26 protein-coding genes are annotated in these 23,655 nt (G+C 33.4%); 10 read left to right on the forward strand and 16 right to left on the reverse strand.

The features are described 5' to 3' along the window. Nucleotides 1-73 precede the first annotated feature (73 nt). Together AAYQ19_RS17385 and AAYQ19_RS17390 are read right to left on the reverse strand one after the other, a co-directional pair. Entirely contained in the window at nt 74-1,123 is a 1,050-nt protein-coding gene (locus AAYQ19_RS17385; RefSeq protein ID WP_343537964.1) for a glycosyltransferase family 9 protein, read from the reverse strand. A 251-nt stretch (nt 1,124-1,374) separates the two neighbouring features. After that, the gene (locus tag AAYQ19_RS17390) at nt 1,375-2,169 is read right to left on the reverse strand and encodes a DUF2797 domain-containing protein (RefSeq protein WP_343537965.1); all 795 of its coding nucleotides are present in this window, start codon (nt 2,167-2,169) and stop codon (nt 1,375-1,377) included. A 239-nt stretch (nt 2,170-2,408) separates the two neighbouring features. On the opposite strand from AAYQ19_RS17390, the gene AAYQ19_RS17395 reads away from it, so the two are divergent. The 4 genes from AAYQ19_RS17395 (at nt 2,409) to AAYQ19_RS17410 (ending at nt 5,449) form a co-directional block, all read left to right on the forward strand. Continuing rightward, entirely contained in the window at nt 2,409-3,920 is a 1,512-nt protein-coding gene (locus AAYQ19_RS17395) for a GH3 auxin-responsive promoter family protein (RefSeq protein WP_343537966.1), read from the forward strand. A 22-nt stretch (nt 3,921-3,942) separates the two neighbouring features. Then, complete coding sequence (locus AAYQ19_RS17400) at nt 3,943-4,185, forward strand: redox-active disulfide protein 2 (RefSeq protein WP_343537968.1); 243 nt, start codon at nt 3,943-3,945, stop codon at nt 4,183-4,185. Between the two features lies 1 nt (nt 4,186). Next, nucleotides 4,187-4,735: an STM3941 family protein gene (locus tag AAYQ19_RS17405; protein WP_343537970.1), complete on the forward strand. Its 549-nt coding sequence runs from the start codon at nt 4,187-4,189 to the stop codon at nt 4,733-4,735. A gap of 174 nt (nt 4,736-4,909) precedes the next feature. Further along, nucleotides 4,910-5,449 (forward strand): hypothetical protein, encoded by a 540-nt coding sequence (locus AAYQ19_RS17410; RefSeq protein ID WP_343537972.1) that lies wholly within the window; start codon nt 4,910-4,912, stop codon nt 5,447-5,449. 311 nt (nt 5,450-5,760) lie between these two features. Here AAYQ19_RS17410 and serB read toward each other — a convergent pair whose 3' ends face one another. The 7 genes from serB to AAYQ19_RS17445 all read right to left on the reverse strand — a co-directional run bounded on the left by serB (nt 5,761) and on the right by AAYQ19_RS17445 (nt 9,834). Next, nucleotides 5,761-6,990: a phosphoserine phosphatase SerB gene (serB, locus tag AAYQ19_RS17415; protein ID WP_343537974.1), complete on the reverse strand. Its 1,230-nt coding sequence runs from the start codon at nt 6,988-6,990 to the stop codon at nt 5,761-5,763. Nucleotides 6,991-7,148: 158 nt separating this feature from the next. Continuing rightward, nucleotides 7,149-7,586 (reverse strand): VOC family protein, encoded by a 438-nt coding sequence (locus AAYQ19_RS17420; protein ID WP_343537976.1) that lies wholly within the window; start codon nt 7,584-7,586, stop codon nt 7,149-7,151. A gap of 34 nt (nt 7,587-7,620) precedes the next feature. After that, nucleotides 7,621-8,058 carry an SRPBCC domain-containing protein gene (locus AAYQ19_RS17425; protein WP_343537978.1) on the reverse strand — a complete coding sequence of 146 codons (438 nt, stop codon included), beginning with the start codon at nt 8,056-8,058 and terminating at the stop codon, nt 7,621-7,623. 2 nt (nt 8,059-8,060) lie between these two features. Then, nucleotides 8,061-8,468, reverse strand: coding sequence for a VOC family protein (locus AAYQ19_RS17430; protein ID WP_343537980.1), 408 nt, complete (start codon nt 8,466-8,468; stop codon nt 8,061-8,063). Between the two features lie 119 nt (nt 8,469-8,587). After that, nucleotides 8,588-8,992, reverse strand: a complete 405-nt coding sequence (locus AAYQ19_RS17435) for an SRPBCC family protein (protein WP_026730666.1) — start codon at nt 8,990-8,992, stop codon at nt 8,588-8,590. A gap of 27 nt (nt 8,993-9,019) precedes the next feature. Continuing rightward, nucleotides 9,020-9,424: an SRPBCC domain-containing protein gene (locus AAYQ19_RS17440; protein ID WP_343537981.1), complete on the reverse strand. Its 405-nt coding sequence runs from the start codon at nt 9,422-9,424 to the stop codon at nt 9,020-9,022. A gap of 2 nt (nt 9,425-9,426) precedes the next feature. Further along, nucleotides 9,427-9,834, reverse strand: a complete 408-nt coding sequence (locus AAYQ19_RS17445; protein ID WP_343537982.1) for a VOC family protein — start codon at nt 9,832-9,834, stop codon at nt 9,427-9,429. 141 nt (nt 9,835-9,975) lie between these two features. On the opposite strand from AAYQ19_RS17445, the gene AAYQ19_RS17450 reads away from it, so the two are divergent. Then, a complete protein-coding gene (locus AAYQ19_RS17450) occupies nt 9,976-10,941 on the forward strand; it encodes a GlxA family transcriptional regulator (protein ID WP_343537984.1) in 966 nt (321 codons plus the stop codon). A 151-nt stretch (nt 10,942-11,092) separates the two neighbouring features. Here the strand turns inward: AAYQ19_RS17450 and AAYQ19_RS17455 are convergent, their stop codons facing one another. The 7 genes from AAYQ19_RS17455 to AAYQ19_RS17485 form a co-directional block, all read right to left on the reverse strand. After that, nucleotides 11,093-11,734: a murein L,D-transpeptidase catalytic domain-containing protein gene (locus AAYQ19_RS17455; protein WP_343537986.1), complete on the reverse strand. Its 642-nt coding sequence runs from the start codon at nt 11,732-11,734 to the stop codon at nt 11,093-11,095. A 109-nt stretch (nt 11,735-11,843) separates the two neighbouring features. Beyond that, complete coding sequence (gene clpX, locus AAYQ19_RS17460) at nt 11,844-13,076, reverse strand: ATP-dependent Clp protease ATP-binding subunit ClpX (protein WP_343537987.1); 1,233 nt, start codon at nt 13,074-13,076, stop codon at nt 11,844-11,846. 188 nt (nt 13,077-13,264) lie between these two features. Next, nucleotides 13,265-13,939 carry an ATP-dependent Clp endopeptidase proteolytic subunit ClpP gene (gene clpP, locus AAYQ19_RS17465; RefSeq protein ID WP_132989322.1) on the reverse strand — a complete coding sequence of 225 codons (675 nt, stop codon included), beginning with the start codon at nt 13,937-13,939 and terminating at the stop codon, nt 13,265-13,267. A gap of 330 nt (nt 13,940-14,269) precedes the next feature. Further along, nucleotides 14,270-15,592, reverse strand: coding sequence for a trigger factor (locus AAYQ19_RS17470; RefSeq protein WP_343537989.1), 1,323 nt, complete (start codon nt 15,590-15,592; stop codon nt 14,270-14,272). 113 nt (nt 15,593-15,705) lie between these two features. Next, nucleotides 15,706-16,050: a phage holin family protein gene (locus AAYQ19_RS17475; protein WP_343537991.1), complete on the reverse strand. Its 345-nt coding sequence runs from the start codon at nt 16,048-16,050 to the stop codon at nt 15,706-15,708. 54 nt (nt 16,051-16,104) lie between these two features. Continuing rightward, entirely contained in the window at nt 16,105-16,869 is a 765-nt protein-coding gene (locus AAYQ19_RS17480; RefSeq protein ID WP_343537993.1) for an alpha/beta fold hydrolase, read from the reverse strand. 23 nt (nt 16,870-16,892) lie between these two features. Beyond that, complete coding sequence (locus AAYQ19_RS17485) at nt 16,893-17,606, reverse strand: pyridoxine 5'-phosphate synthase (protein ID WP_320569947.1); 714 nt, start codon at nt 17,604-17,606, stop codon at nt 16,893-16,895. Between the two features lie 118 nt (nt 17,607-17,724). Between AAYQ19_RS17485 and AAYQ19_RS17490 the strand changes: the two genes are divergently transcribed. From AAYQ19_RS17490 to AAYQ19_RS17510, 5 genes are all read left to right on the forward strand, one after another. Then, nucleotides 17,725-18,384 carry a CBS domain-containing protein gene (locus AAYQ19_RS17490; RefSeq protein WP_343537996.1) on the forward strand — a complete coding sequence of 220 codons (660 nt, stop codon included), beginning with the start codon at nt 17,725-17,727 and terminating at the stop codon, nt 18,382-18,384. 98 nt (nt 18,385-18,482) lie between these two features. Next, nucleotides 18,483-19,367: an NAD kinase gene (locus AAYQ19_RS17495; RefSeq protein WP_343537998.1), complete on the forward strand. Its 885-nt coding sequence runs from the start codon at nt 18,483-18,485 to the stop codon at nt 19,365-19,367. Nucleotides 19,368-19,540: 173 nt separating this feature from the next. Beyond that, the gene (porG, locus tag AAYQ19_RS17500) at nt 19,541-20,224 is read left to right on the forward strand and encodes a type IX secretion system protein PorG (protein WP_343538000.1); all 684 of its coding nucleotides are present in this window, start codon (nt 19,541-19,543) and stop codon (nt 20,222-20,224) included. A 4-nt stretch (nt 20,225-20,228) separates the two neighbouring features. Then, entirely contained in the window at nt 20,229-20,969 is a 741-nt protein-coding gene (gene uppS / locus AAYQ19_RS17505) for an undecaprenyl pyrophosphate synthase (RefSeq protein WP_343538001.1), read from the forward strand. After that, nucleotides 20,902-23,649: a BamA/OMP85 family outer membrane protein gene (locus AAYQ19_RS17510; protein WP_343538002.1), complete on the forward strand. Its 2,748-nt coding sequence runs from the start codon at nt 20,902-20,904 to the stop codon at nt 23,647-23,649. Before uppS ends, AAYQ19_RS17510 begins: the two co-directional genes overlap by 68 nt. Nucleotides 23,650-23,655: the final 6 nt, after the last annotated feature.

Here is a 23,655-nt window from a genome sequence, read left to right on the forward strand (position 1 = left end):
TCAAATGATTTTCATAAAAAAATCCTGCTCTTTATAGGGCAGGATTTTTTATTTATAGCAGAATGTAATGTTATTATTTATTCAAAATTGTATTAATGATTCGGATATAATCAGGAATCGAATTTGTGTTAGTATCAACTCCAATACTGTTGTTCCCGTACGGTTCGTATTTTTTAATATTTGCACCCGAAAACAACCCAACTGTAGCAACTTTTGAAGCACTTGCCAAATGCATAATGCCGCTGTCTGCTCCAATAAAAACTGCACTATTAGCCATCACAGAACCAATTTCACGAACATCTTTACTATAAAATGAAGGTGCTTGAAAGTTTATTTGAGATACATTTTCAACAGGTAAAATTTCGAAAATATTATATTGCTCTGCATATTCTTTCTTCAACGCGGCATAAAACTCTTCCCACCAATCAACTTTATAGCATTTTTCGCCAGTTGCAAAAGTAAATATGGCAATCGATTTTTTAGTTTGGTCTACGATACCATTTAATATTGTTTTTCCTTTTGCAATTTCATCTTCAGATAGCTTTAAATCAATAAGACCTACAGGTTCTTTTTTATCTTCAACACCTAACTGGCTCAAAGCATATCTAAAATTATAAACTGGATATTTTGCAATATGATCATAGTCATCATAAGGCAGTTGAACATTTTCTGGCAAGTCGCCAAAAAACTTATATTTTGCTGCCGAGAATTTCACTGCCAATCTTCCTGAAGAAGAATTTTGATCGACATTGATTACGGCATCATAATTTTGCTTTCGAATCAAGGTCCAAACTTTCAAATATTTTACTAATTCCTTGAAAGGCTTTTTAGGCAAATCAATTACCTTGTCAATGTTTTCATAGTTTTCAAAAACAATCGGGGCCAACGTTCCTTTTACAAATAAGTCGATTTTACAATTCGGAAATGTTTTGGTCACTTCCTGGACTAAAGGGGAAATTAAAATCAAATTTCCTAATCTCTGATTTGGCCTAGCGATTAATACTTTTTTGATTTCGCTCGTATTTATTGGCTCGCCTTTTTGCATATTTGAGCGGCCAATGTTCTTGGTTAAACCACGCATTAAACTGCGTCTGAATCCGTTAACTTTTTTTAAGTTACTCATTCATTTTTATTTTTAGAATTAAAAAAAGTTCTTGCCTTAAATGGTAATTCAGCAGTATTGAACCAACCAAATATAAGTTAATTTTTTCTTAAAATTAAAATGTTTGAATAAGTAAACATTACATAATTGTAAATTAATTTAACAATATTCACATCAATAATTTTAAAAAGCGCCGAAAATACAAGGATTTTGGCGCTTTTTTATATTTAATAGACAGAGACTAAAAATAAATAGACGAATAACGAATTACACTAGACATTTATAGTAACTACATAACCTTCTGAACCACGAATATTGAAAACTGTTCCGTTTTCAAATAATAAATATTGCCCTTTGATTCCAACTAATTTTCCTTGAAACGAAGGCGTTTTATCTAAATTCAAACTGTTGATTTTTGCCGGATAACTCAAAACAGGATAATTTAATTCGTAAACATCATTCTTTTCACTGTAAAAATAATCCCTTACTTCTTCAGGAATCAAGCTTTCTACTTTTGATTTTTCAAGAATTAAATCACATGATTCTGAGGTACATTGAAGCATTTTTCTCCAATTGGTTTTGTCAGTATAATGATCTTTTAGAGCAACTTCGGTAATTCCTGCCAAATAACGATTTGGAACCTCAACAATTGCAATTGCTTGTGTTGCCCCTTGATCGATCCATCTTGTTGGAACTTGAGATTTTCTCGTCACCCCTACTTTCACTTCTGTTGAAAAAGCTAAATATACAATATGAGGTTGCAACTGCGCTTTTGATTCAAATTCTAAATCACGATCTGCAATTCCTAAGTGCGCGGTACTCAATTCAGGGCGCATAATCCAGTCGCCCACAGCCGCACTTGAATAAAAGCAATCGTAACAAAAACCTTGTCTGTAAATCTTTTTCTTTTTACCGCAATTTAAACATTGAAAACCTGCAAAATTTATCTCAATATCTTTATTCAATAATTGATTCATACTTAAGAAACTATCTTCGAAAACCAAATAATATTGAATTGGATTTCCCATTTCAGTCTGCATTTTTGTAAGTACTCCTTGATATTGCATAGAATTTTTAATTTTAAATTGCTTATTTTAGATTCATAATAACTCTGAGAAAATAGAGTTTTTAGTGTTAAATTTCCAAATTTTAGCTCGGAATCTTGTCTCAAATAGAATTGTTTTTTCCAAAAAAATACTATTTTTGATACAAGGACAAAGTTACTATTTGTCGGTCGATATTCAAATCTTAAATTTATGAGTTTTGCTTTTTGGGCAAAATTTCAAAATCTAAAATAAAAATCTGCATGCCTGTATCTATCATCAATTCTTTCGCATCTTGGGTCCTTAAACAAAGGATACACCAAATTGAACTTTTTCTAAAATATCCGAATGAAGTTCAGGAAGAACTGTTGCATAATTTATTGACAGCGTCAGAAAATACGGTTGTGGGAAAAAAATACGATTTTGCTTCAATAAGTTCCTATCAAACTTTTTCAGAAAGAGTCCCGATTTCAACATACGAAGAATTACAGCCTTTGATTGAACGCACACGTCAAGGCGAGCAAGGCGTTTTTTGGGAAACACCAATTAAATGGTTTGCCAAATCAAGCGGTACTACAAATGCTAAAAGCAAATTTATTCCCGTAAGCAACGAAGCGCTTGAAGATTGTCATTATAAAGGGAGCAAAGATTTACTTTGCCTTTATTTGAATAATAATGAAGATTCTGAATTGTTTTTAGGAAAAAGTCTTCGCTTGGGCGGAAGTTCTCAGATATACGAAAACAACAATACTTTTTTTGGTGATTTATCGGCAATTTTAATTGAAAATATGCCAATTTGGGCCGAATTCAGTAGTACGCCAAGCAGCAAAACTTCGCTAATGAGCGAATGGGAAAGCAAAATTGCGGCGATTATCAATGAAACCAAAAACGAAAATGTAACCAGTTTTGCTGGAGTTCCTTCCTGGATGCTGGTTTTAATGAATAAAGTTTTAGAAAATACGGGAAGTCAAAACTTGTTGGAACTTTGGCCAAATCTTGAAGTTTACTTTCATGGAGGTGTGAGTTTTTCTCCTTATAAAGACCAATACAAAAAAATTCTGCCAAGTTCTGATTTTAAATATTACGAAATTTACAATGCTTCTGAAGGCTTTTTTGCCATTCAGGATTTAAATTATTCGAGCGATTTATTGCTGATGCTGGACTATGGAATTTTCTATGAATTTATTCCGATGGACACTTTTGGAACTCTAAATCAAAAAGTAGTTCGTTTAGCAGACGTTGAATTGAATAAAAACTATGCAATTGTTATTACAACCAATTCTGGTTTATGGCGTTATTTAATTGGCGACACCATTCGATTTACTTCATTAAATCCATACAGAATCAGAGTTACGGGAAGAACCAAACATCATATTAATGTTTTTGGTGAAGAATTAATGGTCGAAAACACCGATCAAGCTATCGCAAAAGCTTGCCAAATTACCCAAACCGAAGTTATCGATTATACGGTTGCCCCTATTTTTATGCATGACAAAGAAAAAGGCGCGCACGAATGGATGATCGAATTCAAGAAAAATCCAGCTGATGTTGGTCTTTTCCAAAAAGTTTTAGATGAGACTTTACAAACTTTAAATTCTGATTACGAAGCGAAACGCTACAACAATATGACTTTAAATCCTTTGGTAATTAATGTTGCTAGAGAAAATCTTTTTTATGATTGGTTGAAAGAAAGAGACAAACTTGGTGGCCAACATAAAATTCCAAGACTTTCAAATCAAAGGGATTATTTGGAGCAATTAAAGGAAATGTGTTAAAAACAACTTTTATTTATAGAAAATGAAAAACACGAAATTCAGCGAAATGAGTACTGAAGAACTCATCAAAAACCACAAAACATTGAAAACTGTTAATACTATTTTTGCTATCGCATTAATTGTGTTGTTTGCACTTAACATCTTCATTATTTTCAATAAAGGCTTCAGTGCAATGAGTGTTGTTCCAATTGCTTTATTGCCTATTCTTTTCTTGAATCTGAATAATTTGAAAGAGATTAAAAAGGAGCTAGATTCGAGGAAGTAAAATGAGTGAAATCAGAATTGACTTAAACAAAAGAAAAATATTTTTAGCTTTAATAGGTTCAATAATCTTTATTTTTTTAGGAATTCAATTTATTCTAAATCCCGAACATTTTGTTTCACACTCCTATAGAAATCCTGGATTTATAAAAATTGCTGGTTTTGCCTCAATCATTTTTTCTGGAATATGTTTGATTTTTTTGCTTTTTAAAATCTTTGACAAAAAGCCAGGATTAATAATTAATGATAATGGAATTACTGACAATTCCCATTATGGAAGTGTTGGATTAATTGATTGGTCGAAAATCAAAGGAATAAGAACACGTCAAGTCATGTCGACTAAATTTTTATTAATTGATGTTTCAAATCCCCAAGCGTTTATTGAAAATAGTTCGCGTTTTAAAGCGTCACTGATGAAAGCTAATTTAAAAATGTATGGAACTCCTTTATCAATTACTTCTAATAGTTTAAATTATAATTTCGATGATCTTGAAAAATTAATACTTAAAGAATGGGACAAATACAAAAAGGAAGATTCCACTAAACCAATATAATCCTTTTCTTGAATCTGAATAATTTGAAAGAGATTAAAAAGGAATTGAAATTGAGGAAGTAACTTTCAAAAAAGTCTGAATGAAATTATGCAGAATTTAAATTTTAATTCGAAGCTAAATGTTACAACAATCTGACTTGAAAGGATATATTAAATCTAGAAAAAGTATTACAAAATGGATTCGGAAGATATTGAATTAAGAAAAAAAATTGACTTACATTACGGAAAAAGAAATGGTTTACATACCATAAATTATGTGGAATTTTATTTTCACGCTTGTTTTTTTGAAATCTTGAATGTTGAAAATTCATATTGGGAAACTAGTTTTGATGGTACAGAAATAGCTGAGTTACTTGATTTTTTAAATATAAATTTCGATAAAGAGTATATAATAGAAAAATACATAGATCCAAAAAATCATGACGTTGAAGTCTTACATTCAAAAAACGACGAACAGGTATTTGCGTATTTTGATTTAGAAAAAGATCCGACCGATCAAAATGATATGTTTCTTTTTGGCATAAGATGTTTAAAAAAAGACGACTTAATTGTTGCGGAAAAACTATTAAAGATTTATAAAAAATTAGGCACAAGTTCTCCTTTTTCGTTTGACATTCATAACAATAGATTGTATAACAAAGTATTTAATAGTTATTTTTATTTCTACGACAACAATTACGATACTCGCAAAAGGCAAATAAATTACAACACTTAATTTCTCTTTTAAAACGTTAATTCCAGTAAACTCTCATGAGCCCCCGGAGGGACATGCCCAAATAAAAAAACCTCAGCTCTTTTTTAAAGACTGAGGTTTTGTTTTTTATTAACACCAGATATGTCATTTCGAGGAACGAGAAATCGCACTCGAAATTCCATAAAGTATATTGGCAATCTTTGTCGAGTCACTAGTGCGATTTCTCCTTCGTCGAAATGACAAAAATGGGTTGAATTTCATTTGTCAGGCTGAGCGAAGTCGAAGTCCTTTAAACGTTAAGCCCTTCGACTTCGTTCAGCGTGACAAATTGCTTACATCATATCAATATATCTGTCGTGGTAACCTAAAAGATATAAAACACCATCAAGACCTAAACTTGAAATTGAGGTTGAAGCGCTTTCTTTTACTTTTGGTTTTGCGTGGAAAGCAATTCCTAAGCCAGCTAAATTTAGCATTGGCAAATCATTTGCTCCGTCTCCAACAGCAATTGTTTGGTTGATATGGATTCCTTCTTTCTCAGCGATTGCTTTTAAGTGCTCGGCTTTCTTTTGTCCGTCGACAATATCACCTATATATTTTCCTGTCAATTTTCCGTCTTTGATCTCTAATTGATTAGCGTGAACGTAATCAATTCCTAATTCTTTTTGCAGGTATTCTCCAAAATAAGTAAATCCTCCAGACAGAATTGCAGTTTTATAACCGTAATATTTCAGCGCTTTCATCAAACGATGCGCACCTTGTGTGATTGGCAAATTGATGGCTACATTTTGCAAAACTTCTTCACTCAAACCTTCCAAAAGTGCCATACGTTGTTTGAAGCTTTCGTTAAAATCAATTTCGCCATTCATCGCCGATTCTGTAATCGCTCGTACTTGATCTCCTACTCCATTCAATTCTGCCAATTCGTCGATAACTTCAGTTTGAATCAAAGTTGAATCCATATCGAAGCAAACCAAACGGCGATTTCTTCTGTATATATTATCTTCTTGGAAAGAAATATCAACATTCAACGTTCTTGAAATTTCCATAAAACTTGCCGTCATAACAATTTTATTTACAATTTCACCCGTTACCGATAATTGAATGCAAGAACGTGGATATTGTTCCTTTTCAACAATAGAAGTTCGTCCCGTTAATCGTATAATAGAATCAATATTAAGGTTTTGATCTGACATGATTTTAGTCACTGCCGCCAACTGAGAAGCCGCTAGTTTTTCGCCTAAAATATTGATAATGTAGCGTTGTTTTGATTGTGATTTTACCCATGTTTCGTAATCGTCGATAGAAATTGGAATAAATTTCACTTTGATTTCAAGCTCGTACGCTTTGAAAAGAAGATCTTTCAAAACTGGCGCCGAAGAAGAACCTGCAGCAATTTCGAACAAAATTCCTAAAGAAAGTGTATCATGAATATCGGCCTGACCGATATCTAAAATATTAGCATCATAAGCCGCCAATACAGCTGTCAAACCTGCTGTAACCCCTATTTTATCATGTCCTGAAACTTTTAATAAAATAATTTCTTTATCCTCTATTGCCATTTTTTCTTTATTGATTTTGAAGCGACAAAAATCGGCAATCTATAATTGATAAAAAAGAATAATCATTGTTTTTTTGAAAAGAAAAAGCACATAAACATGTGCTTTTTCGAGTAATTTAACAATTATGTTCCGCTTTTAGAATAACATAACTTTAATGATTATTTCCCTGGCTGATTTTCATCAAAATTCACCATCCAGTTGATTCCGAATTTATCTTTGAACATTCCGAAATAAGCACCCCAGAAAGTTTTGTTCATCGGCATTTCGACTTTTCCTCCAGCCGAAAGTCCGTTGAAAATTCGGTCTGCTTCTTCAGTACTTTCTGTATTGATTGAAATTGAAAAATTTTCACCAAAAGGCAAATCTCCAAATCTTGTCGAGCTATCGCTTCCCATTAAAATAGTGTCGCCAATTGGCAGTGAAACGTGCATGATTCTGTCAGCATCTGCATCAGAAACTTCGTCACAGCCTTCTTCTTTTGGCATATCTTTAAATTTTCCGATATAAGGAAATTCACCTCCAAAAACGGATTTATAAAACAAAAATGCTTCCTCGCAATTTCCGTTAAATAACAAATAAGGGTTTACTGTTGCCATTTTTTTTTATTTTTTAATTGTTAATGTTTTATTCTTAATTCTCAGATAATTCTTTTACTTTCTCTAAACCTTTAGGAAAAGCTTCTTTAAAATAATCAATGTACTTTTCAACAACATCTACTTTCGCAGTCAAATCAGTAAATCCATCTTCTGATGTTAAACGATAGGTTTCCATTGCGCCACTCCATTTTTTGGTTTCTTCGTCTAGTGGAAGTTCTTTAAAATCCTTAATTTCTCCAATATGCTTAAAAGCCATGTATTCATTTGGGATTTTTTTCTCAATAAGACTGTTCATTCCTTCTCCATTTGGTGACATAAAATGAATTTTGTCTCCTTCATTCCAATCACTTACCGCATATGAACCTTCACAAAAAGCACCAGTCCATTCTTTATACGTGTCATCATTCCATAAAACCTCCCACACTTTTGTCGCGGGAGCCTTAATCCTACTCTTGAATTCTAATGTTTCCATAATTAAGATAATTTACTAAAATCCATATACAAAACATTCCATCTATGGCCATCTAAATCTGCAAATCCACAGCCGTACATCCATCCTTGGCTTTCTGCTGGCGCTGCAAAAACGGTTCCGCCGGCTTCTGTCACTTTTTTAGCCAACTCGTCCACTTCTTCTCTGCTTTCGGCATCAATAGAAATCAAAACTTCAGAACTTAACTTTGTGTCTGTAAGTCCATGTTGAGAAAAACTAGAAAAAAGCATTTCCTCAAAAAGCATTACAACAAAATGTCCTTCACCCACTACCATGCAAGTAGAACTTGGCGTATCGTGCTGTTCATTAAACGAAAAACCTATTTTCCAGAAAAAATCTTTCGCTTTTGCTACACTCTTTACAGGAAGATTCAACCATATTTGTTTTGTCATTTTTTTAGATTTTTTTGTTAAACAATTTATTTAAATCATTAGTTATGTAAGTCAATTTAAGTTTAAATCTGTATTATAATATCCTGAACCTCTGTATATTTAAGCCTTTTCGCCTAAAACTAATTATTTTCGACGTAATTTTTAAAATTATCCAAAATTGCCTGCCAGCCCGCGCGTTGCATCTCCTCAGGATTTACCGTTTCAGGATCAAAACGTTCAACGATTTCTACACCGTCTGCTGTTTCTGTATACGTTATTTCAACTTTTCTGCCATCGCCCAAAACATATGAAAGTGCTTCTTCAGGTTTTACCAATGTAAATTCGCCTCCAAAATCAAAACTCATACTGCCATCTTTAGCCGCCATCGTCGATTTGAATTTTCCGCCTTCTCTCAAATCAGCTTCTGCATATGGTGTGTGCCAGTCTGGTGAAGCAAAACTCCATTTTGTAATATGTTCTGGCGTGTTCCAATATTCCCAAACTTTTGCTATCGGTGCGTTTACTGTATTTTTTATTGTGATCATTATTTCTGAATTTAGTTTTAAAATCTTTTAGATACTTTCTGTATATTTTTTAAAGTTGTCAAGAACGTCCTGACACCAGCTTTTCTGCATGCTTTCAGGATCAGTTTTATTGGGTTCAAACTTTTCAATGATTTTCACCTTATCGCCAAAATCCTCAAAATAAATACTCCCGATTCTGTTATCTAAAAGCAGATATTCTATTAACTTAAATTTTTCAATTTTAGTGTATTTTCCTTCAAAATCAAAACTTCCAGTATTATCCTTTGATGCCATTTCATATCTAAACTTTCCTTCTACTTTCAAATCATTTTCAGCATAAGGCGTGTACCAGTTGCCCAAAGCGGTATTCCAATTTTGAATGTGTTTGGGCGTGATCCAAAAATCCCAGACCTTTTCTATGGGCATCTGAATTATAACTTCTACCGAAATCATAATTAACTATTTGGAATCTGACTTTCATCCATATAAAAGACTTCCCAATGATGTCCATCTAAATCCAAAAAATTTCTTTGATACATCCATCCATAATCTTTCGCTTCCATATAATCAGTTCCACCAGCTTTAACTGCTTTCTCGACAATTTCATTTACTTTCTCATGCGATTCCATAGAAAGGGAAATTAGAACCTCACTTGTTGTCTTAGAATCACAAATTTGTTTCTTGGTAAAAGTTTGATAAAACTCTTTAACCAAAATCATGACGTTAATATCTTCGCTAATTACGATACAAGCTCCCTTATCGTTTGTAAACTTTTGGTTGGTTGAAAAACCAAGTGCGTTAAAAAACGACACTGCTTGAGTTAAATCTTTTACTGCAAGATTTAAGAATATCTTTGTTTTCATCTTTATAAAATTACAAATTAATCAAAGCAAATGTAAAATTTTAAGATTAGTTTAAAACGACAATAAAAGTCAACTTTAGGGTCATTTAAGACAATTTGATTACTTTTGTAAGAATTACAATCTTCCAAAAAAGAAAAAGTCATGAGCAAGAGAACAGGTTTGATCGTACCACACGACTATAAGTTATTGAGTATCGCAGCGATTTTAGAAGTTTTTGAAACGGCAAATAAACTAAGCAAAGATGCTGAAAAACCTTTTGATATTATGTTATTTCAATCGGCTGAACAGATTACACAGGAAAAATTATTTGGATACAATGTTCATGCAATTGAGACTTCAAATATCAATTTGGAACTCATTCTGATTCCAGCTTTCACGACTGATGATATGGGAGCAATGATTGCAAAAAACCGAAATTTTATTCCGTGGCTAAAAAAACAACATCAATCTGGAGCTGAATTAGCAAGTTTTTGCACCGGCGCATTTTTGTTTGCCGCTTCTGGATTATTAAACGAAAAATTAGCCACTACGCATGTTGACGCTTGCAGTGCTTTTACAAAAGCTTTTCCGTTAGTAAAATTAAAACCCGAAGAAACTTTGACTGCCGATGGAAGTTTGTACACAAGTGGCGGATCAACTTCATCCTTTCATTTGCTTATACTTTTAGTTCAAAAATATTGTGGCAACGAAATTGCGGTTCAGATTGCAAAAATCTTCTCCATTGACTTAAATCGATATAAACAAAGTTATTTCAGCACTTTCAGGCCTAATCATTTGCATAATGACGTTTTGGTAGCGCAGTTACAGCAAAAAATCGAAAGTCAATATCATACGATTGAAAAATTGGAAGAAATCACAAAAGATATTCCGACAAGCGCCAGAAACATGACACGCCGATTTAAACAAGTGACAGGAATTCCGCCAATTGAATATCTGCAGAATATTAGAGTCGAAAGCTCAAAAAAATATCTGGAACAAACGCAACTTTCCATTTCAGAAATTATCGAGAAAACAGGATACAACGATCCAAAAGCATTCCGAAAAGTGTTTTATAAAATGGTCGGAATGAAGCCTATTGAATATCGCGAAAAATTTAGAGTACAATAATTATTAGGAGCAGAAATATTTCATTTCAAAAGAAGTCTTCTCCTGCTCTTCACTGTATCTTTTGTTCCCGATAATTATCGGGACCACCACAAAAGGATGCCGTTTCGATCAGGACTATACGAGAAGTTTTTGTTTTCAAAAGTCTTGAGGATTATGACTTGACAATCCACATCAATACTTTTTTATTGGTTTTCAAAAGTTCGTCAATCTCTTTCATGCCTTCATTTGAAACCGCTGGACAGCCCCAGCCTTCTGGTGTTCCTTCGGGATAGACTTCATTATCTGGAATTGCATCCCAAGAATGCAACACAATTGCTCGGCTTCGTGCATTCGAATTCGTTTTCTCCTTTCCTTGCAAAATATAATTGACTTTTATTCCCCACTGACTCACACCGCGATCTAAAATCACATATTTTCCAATTGAAGAGCAATGCGAATCAAATTCATTGCTAATTTGCACTTTTTCTTTAGATGAAGTCCTTCCCCATTGATTATCACCGCAACCGTGACTTACCATATAGGAATTAGAAATGGCTTTCTTTTTAAAATCGTAAACAAAAAATCTTTTATAACCAGAATGAACACCTAGATCAATCAGTATAAATTTATTTTGGTTGAGTTTGTTTGTCTTGCAGTATTGCTCAGCTTCTTTATAGTAATTGCTATAGTTGATTTCAACGCGAGGTTTATCTGTTGAAACTATTTCACTTTTATGCTTGTTTTCAGAAACTGCAGTTGCTTTGTTTTCTTGATTACAAGAAAATAGGACGCTCAGACAAATTATAAGAAACATTTTTTTCATGTTTAAATTTACACAAAAAGACAAACGAAAATAGATTCAAAAAAGTATAAAAAAACCTGCTCAAAAAATGAACAGGTTTTAGAAAATATATTTTCAATAATTAAGAAGCAATTTCCATGCGCTTCAATAAGTTTTTGCTCAACGTATGTTCTGCATATTCTTTGTCGATTGTCAAAGTTGTATCGTCAGAACTTGGTAATTCGTACATCGCATCTGTTAAAATAGCTTCGCATAATGAACGCAATCCACGAGCACCTAATTTGTATTCCAAAGCTTTATCTACAATAAAATCCAAAGCTTCATCGGTAACACTCAATTCAACATCATCCATTAAGAACAATTTCTCATATTGTTTTACCAATGCATTTTTAGGCTGTGTCAAGATAGCACGAAGCGTTTCTTTGTCCAAAGGATCCATATGCGTTAAAACTGGCAAACGACCAATGATCTCTGGAATCAAACCAAAATCTTTGATGTCTTTTGGGATAATATATTGCAACAAGTTATCCTTGTCGATATTGTCTGTGTTTTTAGAAGTTGAGTAACCAACTGCTTGACGATTTAAACGTTTTGAAATAATACGTTCTACTCCATCGAAAGCACCACCTGCAATAAACAGAATGTTTTGAGTATTTACTTCAACAAATTTTTGGTCTGGATGCTTACGCCCTCCTTTTGGTGGTACATTTACAACCGTTCCTTCTAATAATTTCAATAAAGCCTGTTGAACACCTTCTCCAGAAACATCACGAGTTATTGACGGATTGTCGCTTTTACGTGCAATTTTATCAATTTCGTCAATAAAAACGATTCCTCTTTCTGCTTTGGCTACATCATAATCCGCAGCTTGCAAAAGACGAGTTAAAATACTTTCAACATCTTCTCCAACATAACCAGCTTCTGTTAATACAGTTGCATCAACAATTGCTAATGGAACATCCAACATTTTTGCAATAGTTTTTGCAACTAATGTTTTTCCTGTTCCAGTTTGACCAACCATAATGATGTTGCTTTTTTCAATCTCAACTTCGTCGTCTAATTGCTGTTGCATTAAACGCTTGTAGTGATTGTAAACCGCAACCGACATTACTTTTTTAGTTTGATCCTGACCAATAACATATTGATCCAAGAAAGCTCTGATTTCTTTCGGTTTCTTTAAAATCAAGTCCCCAACCAGTTTGGCATTTCCGCTGGATTTTAATTCTTCTAATACGATTCCATGTGCCTGCTCAATACACTTATCACAAATATGTGCATTAATACCGGCAATTAATAAATTAGTTTCTGGCTTTTTTCTTCCACAAAACGAACATTCTAAAACTACTTTTGCCATTCTTTATTTAAGTTACTAAGCTGCAAAGATACTAAGTTTCTAAGCTTTTTAATCTAAAACTTAAAAAGTTAACTTCTCTGCAGCTTAATATTTTAATTTATTTTTGTTTTAAAGTTTCATGTTTAAAGTTTCAAGTTCATTGGTAACTTAAAAACTTTAAACATGAAACAAATATAACTTTTAAGAGATTATCCTCTTCTTAATACTTCATCAATCATTCCGTATTCTTTTGCTTCATCGGCTTTCATCCAGTAATCGCGCTCACTGTCTTTGTGCACTTTGTCAAAAGTTTGTCCAGAATGGTGTGAAATAATGTTGTATAATTCATCTTTTAATTTCAACATTTCACGTAAGTTGATTTCCATATCTGTAGCAACACCTTGCGCTCCTCCAGATGGCTGGTGAATCATTACTCTTGAGTGTGGCAATGCCGAACGTTTTCCTTCAGCTCCTGCGCACAATAAAACCGCTCCCATAGAAGCTGCCATTCCCGTACAAATTGTAGCAACATCTGGTTTGATGTACTGCATAGTGTCATAAATTCCTAAACCTGCGTAAACACTTCCTCCAGGAGAGTTTAAGTAAATTTGAATATCTTTTGAAGCGTCAGCACTTTCTAAGAATAGTAATTGCGCTTGAACGATATTTGCGATTTGATCGTCGATACCAGTTCCTAAAAAGATAATTCTGTCCATCATCAATCTAGAAAAAACATCTAGTTGAGAAACATTCAACTGACGTTCTTCGATAATGTATGGAGTCATATTCGTTGGATTCATCGCTGCAATGATTTTATCGTAATACATTGCGTTTACCCCTTGGTGCTTTGTAGCAAATTTTTTGAATTCTTTACCGTAGTTCATATGTATTTGTTTTACGTTTATTGGTGTATATTTTTCTTAATCTCTGCAAAGGTCATACCTTTTTAAAAAGGATGCCAATATGTCTTCTTTTTTAAGATGCTAAGATTCTAAGGCGCTAAGACTCTAAGTTTTTTTTAGACTTAGGATTTTTTACTACCCTGAAACTTGAAATAAAAAAAGAACGTCAATAGAAGAAAACCTTCCATTGACGTTCAAATATAATTATTTTTATCTTTCAGTTTCTGTAATAAAATCTTAATTTTTAAAATCCAGTTGATGAAGCATATTCCCCATCTTCGACTTTATAACTTTCGACTTTCAGACTAAAATTTATTCTCCGTAAGAAGCAGCAATAAATTCTTCGTAAGTAACCTCTTTAGTTGTTGGGTTAGCTTTTTCTTTGAAGATATCTAACATTTTAGCCGCTACAACTTGCTCAGAAAGTCTTTTCACTTCTTCTTGGTTCGATAAAACTCTAGCCACGATTCCTTGAACTTCTTCGTCAGTTGGGTTTGTTTGACCAAATTGAGCCATTTGTTGTCTGATAGCGTTTGATGTAAACTCTTTCAAGTCTTCAAATGTAATTTGGATATTGCTTTGAGCTAATGCTTTTCCTTCGATTAGTTGGAAACGTAAACCTTTTTCAGATCTTGCGTACTCAACTTCAGCTTCTTCAGCAGTTAATTTTTTCTCTCCAACAGTTTGCAACCATTTTTTCAAGAATTCAGCTGGCAAATCGAATTTTGTATTTTCGATCAAGAAATCTTGAACATCTAATAATAATTTTTGGTCAGCTTGTTGAGCGAATTGAGATTCAGCGTCTTCTTTAATTTTAGCTTTTAAATCTTCTAAAGAAGCTACTTTTCCTTCACCAAAAAGTTTGTCGAATAATTCTTGGTTTAATTCAGCTGGTTCAGAACCATTAATAGCTTCGATTGTGAAGTTTACTTCAACATCTAAACCGTGAACACCTTCGTGACCAACTTTTAAGTAATCCATTAATTGGTGATCGTCATCAAATAAACCTTTTGTGCTTACTGTAACAACATCTCCAACTTTTTTACCTACGAATTGTTTTCCAGCTTTTTTGCTGAAAGCTCCAACTGAAATTGTAGTAGTATTGTTGATTCCGTTTGCTTCGCTCGCGAAAGTTCCAGTCAAATCTGAATCAGCTTCAACTTTATCTTGAGGAATTGCTTTTCCAAATTGTTTTTGGATACGCTCTACTTGTCCGTCGATTAATTTATCGTCAGCAGTTACAATATATTTTACGATATTATTTTTAGCTTCTAAATCAATTTCGAAGTTTGGCACTAAACCAATTTCATATTCGAAAGTCAATTCTTCAGCATCCCAGTTAAAGTTTTCGTTTACTTTAGCAAGAGGAGTTCCTAAAAGATTTAATCTTTCAGATTGAATATAACGCTCCAAAGCCAAATCAACTACTTTTTTAATTTCTTCTTGCTTAATAGCTTTTCCGTATTGCTTTTCAACAAGATCTTTAGGCACAGCCCCTTTTCTAAATCCTTTAACTTGTGCTAAAGGCATTTTTTCGTTAATTCTTTTTGCCACTTGACCTTTATAATCCATATGAACAACGTTCATAACAATCGTCTCGTTTACAGCGTCTATTGCTACTCTTTTAATATCCATCTTCTTCTTTAATTTACATAATAAAATTGGGTTGCAAAATTATAAAATTTTTGCAACCCAACCAAGTTTTTAATCTATTGTATTTGAAGCAGTTTTAATCTGCTCAATTTGTTTTATTTATCGTCTCCCAGTATTTTATAAGTGATCGATTGCAGAACAGACAAAATAACACTAAAAATTAACGCCGTCCAGAATGAATCCACAGCAAAACCTCCCACAATTTTAGTACAAGCTAAAATCATCAATGCATTTATGACCAATAAAAACAAACCAAGTGTTACCACTGTTACCGGCAAAGTCAAAATCACCAAAATCGGTTTTACAAAAATATTCAACAAGCCTAAAACTACTGCAACAATTACAGCCGTTCCAAAACTAGTAACCACAACCCCTGTCAAAAGGTTCGACAATAATAAAACCAAAGCAGCCGTAACAAGAAGTCTAAGTAATAATTTCATAGTTTTTCAGGTTTAAAATTTATTTAAAAGTAATAAAATTTTTATCAAAAGTAACTACTCTTTCAAAAACCCTGCTGTCATTTCAAAAAACATCTTCGGATTTTCAGCATGAAGCCAGTGCCCCGCATTCGGAATTGTTTCTAATTTTAAATTCGGGAAATGCTCTTTTATCGCATCAACATCTTCATCCTGAATATAACCTGAATCTCCTCCTCTTATAAATAATGTCGGATTATTGAAAACCAAACCTTCTGCCAAAGGTTTTCCAATTGCATCCAAATTATTATTGAAAACTTCCAAATTAAATCGGAATGCCAATTGCCCCGGCTCTTTCCAGTATAAGTTTTTCAATAAAAATTGACGCGTACCAAAATCGGGTACATATTGCGCAACAATGGCTTCAACGTCATTTCGGCTTGGTTTTACTGAAAAATCAACAGCGTTCAATCCTGCCAAAATATCTTGGTGATGCTGTTTGTAAAATCTTGGACCAATGTCTGCCACAATCAATTTATCGACAATTTCCGGATGTGTGGTTGCAAAAAGCATTGCCACTTTTCCGCCCATTGAATGACCAAGCATGTCAATTCGAGTTAAATTGTTTACTTGACAATATCCGAACACATCTTGAACCATCGCTTCATAACTCCATTCATCTGAATGAAAACTACGCCCGTGGTTTCTTAAATCTAAAATATGAACCTGAAAACCGGCTTCTACATATTGTCCGGCAAGTGTTTTCCAATTATCAGACATTCCCAAAAAACCGTGCATGATGATGAATGGTTTTCCTTCGCCTTCTATTTTTGAATAAAGCATATTATTGTTTTTACTTTGAAGATTTATTTCAATTTATTCAGATACATATTTACCGTATTATCTAATCCAAGATAAAGTGCTTCTGAAATTAAAGCATGCCCAATTGAAACTTCTAATAAGCCCGGAATATTCTCTTTGAAAAATTTGATGTTATCTAAACTCAAATCGTGTCCAGCATTGATTCCTAAACCTAATTCGTTTGCCAAAACAGCCGCTTTCGTATAAGGCTCAATTCCTTTTTCGTTTCCTAAACTGTATTGGTGTGCAAAACCTTCGGTATATAATTCAATTCGGTCTGTACCTGTTTTTTTTGCTCCTTCAATAATTTCCAAAACAGGATCAACAAAAATTGATGTTCTGATTCCGTTTCTTTGAAACTCCTGAATAACTTCAGTCAAATATTCTTGATTTTTGATGGTATCCCAACCAGCAGATGACGTAATTGCGCCAATTGCATCTGGAACCAATGTCACCTGATCTGGTTTGCATTCTAAAACCAAATCAATAAAATTATGTTGCGGATTTCCTTCAATATTATATTCTGTTGTAACAATTGCTTTTAAATCGCGTGCATCCTGATAACGTATATGGCGCTCGTCTGGACGTGGGTGAATAGTAATTCCTTGAGCTCCAAATTTCTGAATATCTACAGCTACTTTTAATAAATCAGGAACATTCCCGCCACGTGCATTTCTTAAAGTTGCAATTTTATTGATATTAACACTTAACTTTGTCATATAAATAGATAATTAATTCTAGTAACACTATATTTGTAAAGACAAAAATACAAAGTAAAACGTCGTAGTTTTTGGTATTTTTTGATTATTTTGCAAAGGAAATATCTTCAATTGATTTATGACAGAAATTACAAACTATATCACCAATGATTTCAGAGCGATTGATAGTCAGGAAACGATAGCATCGATTCAGGATTTTTTTATCGATGTAAATTTTTCTCATTTCCCAATTTTAGAAGACGGGATTTTCATTGGCAGTATCGCGGCCGATGACATAGAAACTTTTGATACAGATAAAAAAGCAGTCGACTACAAATACACTTTAGAACGTTTTTTTGCCCGAAAATCAATGATCTGGCTTGACGTTTTAGAGGTCTTTGCCAAAAACCACACGAATACTGTTCCTGTTTTAGACGAAAACAACAGCTATATTGGCTATTATGAAATGGAAGATATTATGAAATTCTTTCAGGAAACGCCATTTTTAAAGGAACAAGGCGGCATCATAATTGTCCAAAAAGGGCTTTTGGATTACTCTATGGGACAAATCGCTCAAATTGTTGAAAGCAACAATGGAAAAGTCCTTGGCTGTTTTATATCAGAAGCTGATCTTGAAAATGTTCAGATTACAGTAAAAATTGGAACTGGTCCTTTGAATGAAATTATCCAGACTTTTAGACGATATAATTATGAAATTATTTCGGAACACCAAGAAGACGCTTACATCAATAGCTTGAAAGAACGCTCAGATTACTTAGACAAATATCTCAACATATAAATTTTTAATGTGCCAATGAGAAAATTTGTTAATTAGATAATTTTCGCATTTCCTAATTATCTAATTGACACATTGACAAATTATCTAATTTAAAAAGAATGAAAATAGCCATTTACGGACAATATTATCAAAACAGCACCGAGCCTATTATAAAAGATATCTTTTTGTTTTTTACCTCCAATAATGTTGAAATTGTTATTGAAGAGAATTTTCTGGAGATGCTTTATGAAAAACAGCTGGTAAAGAAAGAATACAAAACTTTTTCATCGACTACGATTCTAGATAATAGTTTTGAAATGCTGATTAGTATTGGTGGAGATGGAACAGTTCTAAGATCTGCTGCTTTAGTTCGAAATTCTGGCGTACCACTTTTAGGAATCAACGCTGGCCGATTAGGTTTTCTTGCCAAAGTTCAAAAAGAAAACATTGACAGCTTGTTGCAATATGTCATTGATCAAAATTACACTACTTCTGAAAGAACGCTACTTGGCCTAACTTCTGAACCAAATAATGAGGCTTTCGCAGAATTGAATTTTGCAATGAACGAAGTTACTGTCAGCCGTAAAGACACCACTTCGATGATTACTGTAGAAACATACTTAAACAATGAATATTTAAATTCTTATTGGGCTGACGGCTTAATCATCTCAACACCAACAGGATCTACAGGATATTCTTTAAGTTGTGGCGGACCTATATTAACGCCCGATGTCAAAAGCTTAGTAATTACACCAATTGCACCACACAATTTAACCGCCAGACCGCTTGTAATTCCTGATGACACCGAAATAACCTTACGTGTTTCAGGAAGAGAAGATCAATACTTAGTTTCTTTAGATTCAAGGATTTCATCTGTAAAAAATGAATCTATTTTAAAAATCAAAAAAACAGATTACAAAATCAAAATGGTGGAGATTCCCGGCGAAACTTTCCTGAAAACATTAAGAAATAAATTGCTTTGGGGTGAAGACAAGAGAAATTAAGCCCTTTTCTGACACCCAACTATACGATAATACCACTTTTTCTCGTTCTGCATGTATCGAATCCGCATTAAATGTCTCAAAATCATAATGTAAATTGAAAAAAAAGCACATTTAACTAAAGCAACGTTGATTCGTATTGATAATTATTATATTTGCACGCAATTTTGAATTAAATGAAGAAAATTTTTAATTTATTGTTATGTTTTTTCCCCTTTATTACACTTAATGCTCAGATAAATGAGTTAGGTGTTTTTCTTGGCGGAAGTAACTTTATCGGCGACGTAGGAAGCACTACCTATATCAATCCAGACAAACTGGCTTTTGGTGTATTGTATAAATGGAACAAAAGTCCTCGTCATGCATATCGCTTTTCGTATACGCAATCTACAGTTTCTGGAAATGATGTCGACTCAGACGAAACAGGAAGAAACAGAAGAGGATACAGTTTTAGAAACAATATCAAAGAGCTTTCTGCTGGTTTAGAATTCAATTTTTTCGATTTTAATCTGCACGATTATCATACAAAAGTTACACCTTATATATATACAGGGTTAAGTTACTTTTTTTATGACGATTTATACATTACCGGAGGCGAAACTTACAAGGACAAAACCTCAAGTTCAATTGCCATTCCGATGACTTTGGGAATCAAATCTAACGTAACGCCTCATTTTATCATCGGAGCAGAAGTTGGCGCCCGCTATACTTTTACTGATAATATTGATGGAAGCAATCCAAACAATAGCAATTTTTCGAATTTGCGTTTTGGAAATTTAAATAATAATGACTGGTATGTGTTCTCTGGTATTACATTAACCTATACCTTCGGACAAAAACCTTGCTATTGCGCACAATAATACAATGAATTTACTAGACTCTATAGATCACAAAAACTTGCCTAAGCACCTAGCCATTATTATGGATGGAAACGGACGTTGGGCTAAACAACAAGGCTTTTTACGTGCTTTTGGCCATGAAAATGGAACAAAATCTGTAAAAAAAACAATTACAACCTGTGCCAAACTTGGCATTGAGTATTTGACATTGTATGCTTTTTCTACTGAAAACTGGAACCGTCCAAAATTGGAAGTTGAAGCATTGATGAAAATATTGATCAATTCATTAAAAAAGGAGCTAGTTACCTTACAGGAAAACAATATTAGGCTTAACGCTATTGGAAATCTTGAAAAATTGCCAAAATCAGCCCAAAAAGAACTTTTAGACGTTATGGAGAAGACGAAAAACAATACTCGTCTTACACTTACACTAGCTTTAAGTTACGGATCGAGAGAAGAATTGGTAAATGCCGTGAGAATCATCAGCGATAAAGTTAAAAATAATATAATTTCATTAGACACTATTGACGATTCAATTATAAATGAGCATCTTTACACGCAAAATTTACCTGACGTAGATTTATTAATACGAACAAGTGGAGAACATAGAATAAGTAACTTTTTGCTATGGCAAATAGCCTATGCAGAATTGTATTTTACGAATGTCTTATGGCCAGACTTTAAAGATCAAGATTTATATGAGGCTATCATTAGTTATCAAAAAAGAGAACGTAGATTTGGAAAAACAAGTGAACAAATTAAATAATTTTTTAGTGTTACAAAAAAGAATACCACAAATAATCTGTACCCTATTATTTTTGGGTAGTTTTTCACAAATGAAAGCTCAAGAACGAGTTCCTTTTGATCAAGGAAAAAAATATATTCTTGCTAAAGTCTCTGTAGTTGGTAAAATAAGCTTCAATGAACAAACAGTTGTTACTTTCTCTGGCCTTCAAAAAGGACAGGAAATCACTGTACCTGGTGAAGAAATCAGTAGCGCAATCAAAAAATTAGGTAAACTTGGTCTTTTTGACGAAATCGCTTTTTATATCAATAAAGTTGAAAATGACAGTATTTATCTGGACTTAAACATTGTTGAACTTCCTAAATTAAATGAAGTTAAACTTGTTGGTGTCAAGAAAAGCAAAATTGAAGGACTTATTAAGGATAACAATTTGACAAAAGGTAAAATTGTCAATGAAAACTTAATTACGACAACCAAAAATTATATTGAAAATAAATATAAAAAAGAAGGGTACTACAATACCAAAGTTACCATTACAAACACACCTGACACCATCAATGGACACCAAGTAAATATGTTGGTTCGTATTGACAAGGGTGACAAAGTAAAAATCAGTAGCATTGATTTTACTGGAAACAAGCAACTTACAGATACTCAATTAAGAGCCGCAATGAAAGACACGAAACAGAAAAATGTTCTTCGTGTTTTAAAAGCCTCAAAATTTATTCCTGAAAAATACAAAACCGACTTAGAAAAGGTAATTGCTGCCTACAAAGAGAAAGGTTACCGTGATGCCCGTATTATTTATGACTCTGTTACTTATAACAAAGACAAAAATATGCTTGCTATAAAAATCAATGTAGAAGAAGGTAACAAATACTACTTTGGTAACATTAAATTCTTAGGAAACACGGTTTATTCTGATCAACTTTTACACCGTTATTTAGGAATTAAAAAAGGAGAAACTTACAATGGAGTTTTACTTGAAAAACGTATCGCAGACAAAACAAAACCTGATGCTGAAGACATTACAAACTTGTACCAAAACAATGGTTACTTGTTCTCTAATATCAACGCAGTAGAGACTAGAACAGTTAACGACACAATTGATTTTGAAATTAGAGTAACAGAAGGTCCGATTGCTTATTTCAACAAAATATACGTTACAGGAAACGACAAAACAAATGACCACGTTATTTACCGCGAGCTAAGAACTAAGCCTGGAAACAAATACAGTAAAGAAGAATTAGTTAGAACAATTCGTGAAATTGGTCAGTTAGGATTCTTCGATCCAGAATCTATCAAACCTGAATTTAGAAACGTAGATGCAGGAGCTGGAACAGTAGATATTGAATATCAACTTGTTGAAAAAGGATCTAGCCAAGTTGAGCTTCAAGGAGGTTATGGTGGAGGTGGTTTCATCGGAACTTTAGGGCTTTCGTTTAACAACTTCTCAGCAAGAAACATATTCAACAAAGAGTCATACAAACCACTTCCAATGGGAGACGGTCAAAAAGTGGCACTTCGTTTACAAGGAAGTACATACTTCCAAACCTATAGTTTATCATTCTCTGAGCCATGGTTTGGAGGTAAGAAACCAGTACAATTTAGTTCTGCAATTTCTTATAGTAAACAGTTCAACAACAATTATGCAACCCGAACCGTTGATAAAAGCAAAAGTTTTAATATTTTTACTGTACAAGTTGGTTTAGCAAAACGATTAACGGTGCCTGATGACTTCTTCGTATTATCACAATCTGTAAGTTACCAGCACTATGACTTGAACAATTATTACACTGGATTGTTTACCTTTGGTAACGGAGCGTCGCGAAACCTTGCTTATACTATAGGCCTTACCAGAAATAATAAAGGGACAAACCCTATTTTCCCAATGTATGGTTCGGAATTTAGTATCTCAGCAAAAGTAACGCCTCCTTATTCATTATTTAACGGAATCAATTATTCTGATTTAGGAAATCAAAAAGAATACAAAAAACAATATACAGGAGCAAATGGATCAGATGATTATGGTCAACCACTTAACAATGGTGATTACTATAAAACTGACTCTGCAGGAAAAACAGTTAGCGTAGGATCTGATTATGCAAGTGCTGATACAGACGTTGCTAAAGTCGATCAAAAGAAATACAATTGGTTAGAGTACTATAAAATTAAATTCAAAGCAGACTGGTATACTAAAGTTTATGGAAAATTAGTCTTAAGAACGTTAACAGAGTTTGGTTTCTTAGGAGCTTACGATCAAGCAAGAGGTGTTGTACCATTTGAGCGTTTCTATTTAGGAGGAGATGGAATGGCACAATACTCAATGGACGGTAGAGAAACTATTGGTTTAAGAGGTTATCCAAATGGATCATTGACTCCAACAAATGCCGCTGGTCAGCAAATTGGAGCAACAATTTATAACAAATTCTCTATGGAGTTACGTTATCCTATTACATTAAAATCGTCAGCATCAATTTATGCATTGACATTCTTAGAGGCAGGAGCATCTTATCCTCAATTTAAGGATTACAATCCGTTTGATTTGAGCCGTTCTGCAGGTGTAGGATTACGTGTATTCATGCCAGCATTTGGATTATTAGGAATTGATTTCGGTTACGGTTTCGATGCGCTGCCTAATTCTGTTACCAATAAACCAAATGGATGGGAAACTCATTTCATTATTGGACAACAATTTTAGACAATT

Source organism: Flavobacterium mesophilum, assembly GCF_039581405.1.
Taxonomy (GTDB): domain Bacteria; phylum Bacteroidota; class Bacteroidia; order Flavobacteriales; family Flavobacteriaceae; genus Flavobacterium.

Bases quoted from the DNA above. Each gene is read 5' to 3' on its own strand.
- AAYQ19_RS17385 (WP_343537964.1), bottom strand. From the start codon at position 1,123: ATGAGTAACTTAAAAAAAGTTAACGGATTCAGACGCAGTTTAATGCGT.
- AAYQ19_RS17390 (WP_343537965.1), bottom strand. From the start codon at position 2,169: ATGCAATATCAAGGAGTACTTACAAAAATGCAGACTGAAATGGGAAAT.
- AAYQ19_RS17395 (WP_343537966.1), top strand. From the start codon at position 2,409: ATGCCTGTATCTATCATCAATTCTTTCGCATCTTGGGTCCTTAAACAA.
- AAYQ19_RS17400 (WP_343537968.1), top strand. From the start codon at position 3,943: ATGAAAAACACGAAATTCAGCGAAATGAGTACTGAAGAACTCATCAAA.
- AAYQ19_RS17405 (WP_343537970.1), top strand. From the start codon at position 4,187: ATGAGTGAAATCAGAATTGACTTAAACAAAAGAAAAATATTTTTAGCT.
- AAYQ19_RS17410 (WP_343537972.1), top strand. From the start codon at position 4,910: ATGGATTCGGAAGATATTGAATTAAGAAAAAAAATTGACTTACATTAC.
- serB (WP_343537974.1), bottom strand. From the start codon at position 6,990: ATGGCAATAGAGGATAAAGAAATTATTTTATTAAAAGTTTCAGGACAT.
- AAYQ19_RS17420 (WP_343537976.1), bottom strand. From the start codon at position 7,586: ATGGCAACAGTAAACCCTTATTTGTTATTTAACGGAAATTGCGAGGAA.
- AAYQ19_RS17425 (WP_343537978.1), bottom strand. From the start codon at position 8,058: ATGGAAACATTAGAATTCAAGAGTAGGATTAAGGCTCCCGCGACAAAA.
- AAYQ19_RS17430 (WP_343537980.1), bottom strand. From the start codon at position 8,468: ATGACAAAACAAATATGGTTGAATCTTCCTGTAAAGAGTGTAGCAAAA.
- AAYQ19_RS17435 (WP_026730666.1), bottom strand. From the start codon at position 8,992: ATGATCACAATAAAAAATACAGTAAACGCACCGATAGCAAAAGTTTGG.
- AAYQ19_RS17440 (WP_343537981.1), bottom strand. From the start codon at position 9,424: ATGATTTCGGTAGAAGTTATAATTCAGATGCCCATAGAAAAGGTCTGG.
- AAYQ19_RS17445 (WP_343537982.1), bottom strand. From the start codon at position 9,834: ATGAAAACAAAGATATTCTTAAATCTTGCAGTAAAAGATTTAACTCAA.
- AAYQ19_RS17450 (WP_343537984.1), top strand. From the start codon at position 9,976: ATGAGCAAGAGAACAGGTTTGATCGTACCACACGACTATAAGTTATTG.
- AAYQ19_RS17455 (WP_343537986.1), bottom strand. From the start codon at position 11,734: ATGTTTCTTATAATTTGTCTGAGCGTCCTATTTTCTTGTAATCAAGAA.
- clpX (WP_343537987.1), bottom strand. From the start codon at position 13,076: ATGGCAAAAGTAGTTTTAGAATGTTCGTTTTGTGGAAGAAAAAAGCCA.
- clpP (WP_132989322.1), bottom strand. From the start codon at position 13,939: ATGAACTACGGTAAAGAATTCAAAAAATTTGCTACAAAGCACCAAGGG.
- AAYQ19_RS17470 (WP_343537989.1), bottom strand. From the start codon at position 15,592: ATGGATATTAAAAGAGTAGCAATAGACGCTGTAAACGAGACGATTGTT.
- AAYQ19_RS17475 (WP_343537991.1), bottom strand. From the start codon at position 16,050: ATGAAATTATTACTTAGACTTCTTGTTACGGCTGCTTTGGTTTTATTA.
- AAYQ19_RS17480 (WP_343537993.1), bottom strand. From the start codon at position 16,869: ATGCTTTATTCAAAAATAGAAGGCGAAGGAAAACCATTCATCATCATG.
- AAYQ19_RS17485 (WP_320569947.1), bottom strand. From the start codon at position 17,606: ATGACAAAGTTAAGTGTTAATATCAATAAAATTGCAACTTTAAGAAAT.
- AAYQ19_RS17490 (WP_343537996.1), top strand. From the start codon at position 17,725: ATGACAGAAATTACAAACTATATCACCAATGATTTCAGAGCGATTGAT.
- AAYQ19_RS17495 (WP_343537998.1), top strand. From the start codon at position 18,483: ATGAAAATAGCCATTTACGGACAATATTATCAAAACAGCACCGAGCCT.
- porG (WP_343538000.1), top strand. From the start codon at position 19,541: ATGAAGAAAATTTTTAATTTATTGTTATGTTTTTTCCCCTTTATTACA.
- uppS (WP_343538001.1), top strand. From the start codon at position 20,229: ATGAATTTACTAGACTCTATAGATCACAAAAACTTGCCTAAGCACCTA.
- AAYQ19_RS17510 (WP_343538002.1), top strand. From the start codon at position 20,902: ATGAGGCTATCATTAGTTATCAAAAAAGAGAACGTAGATTTGGAAAAA.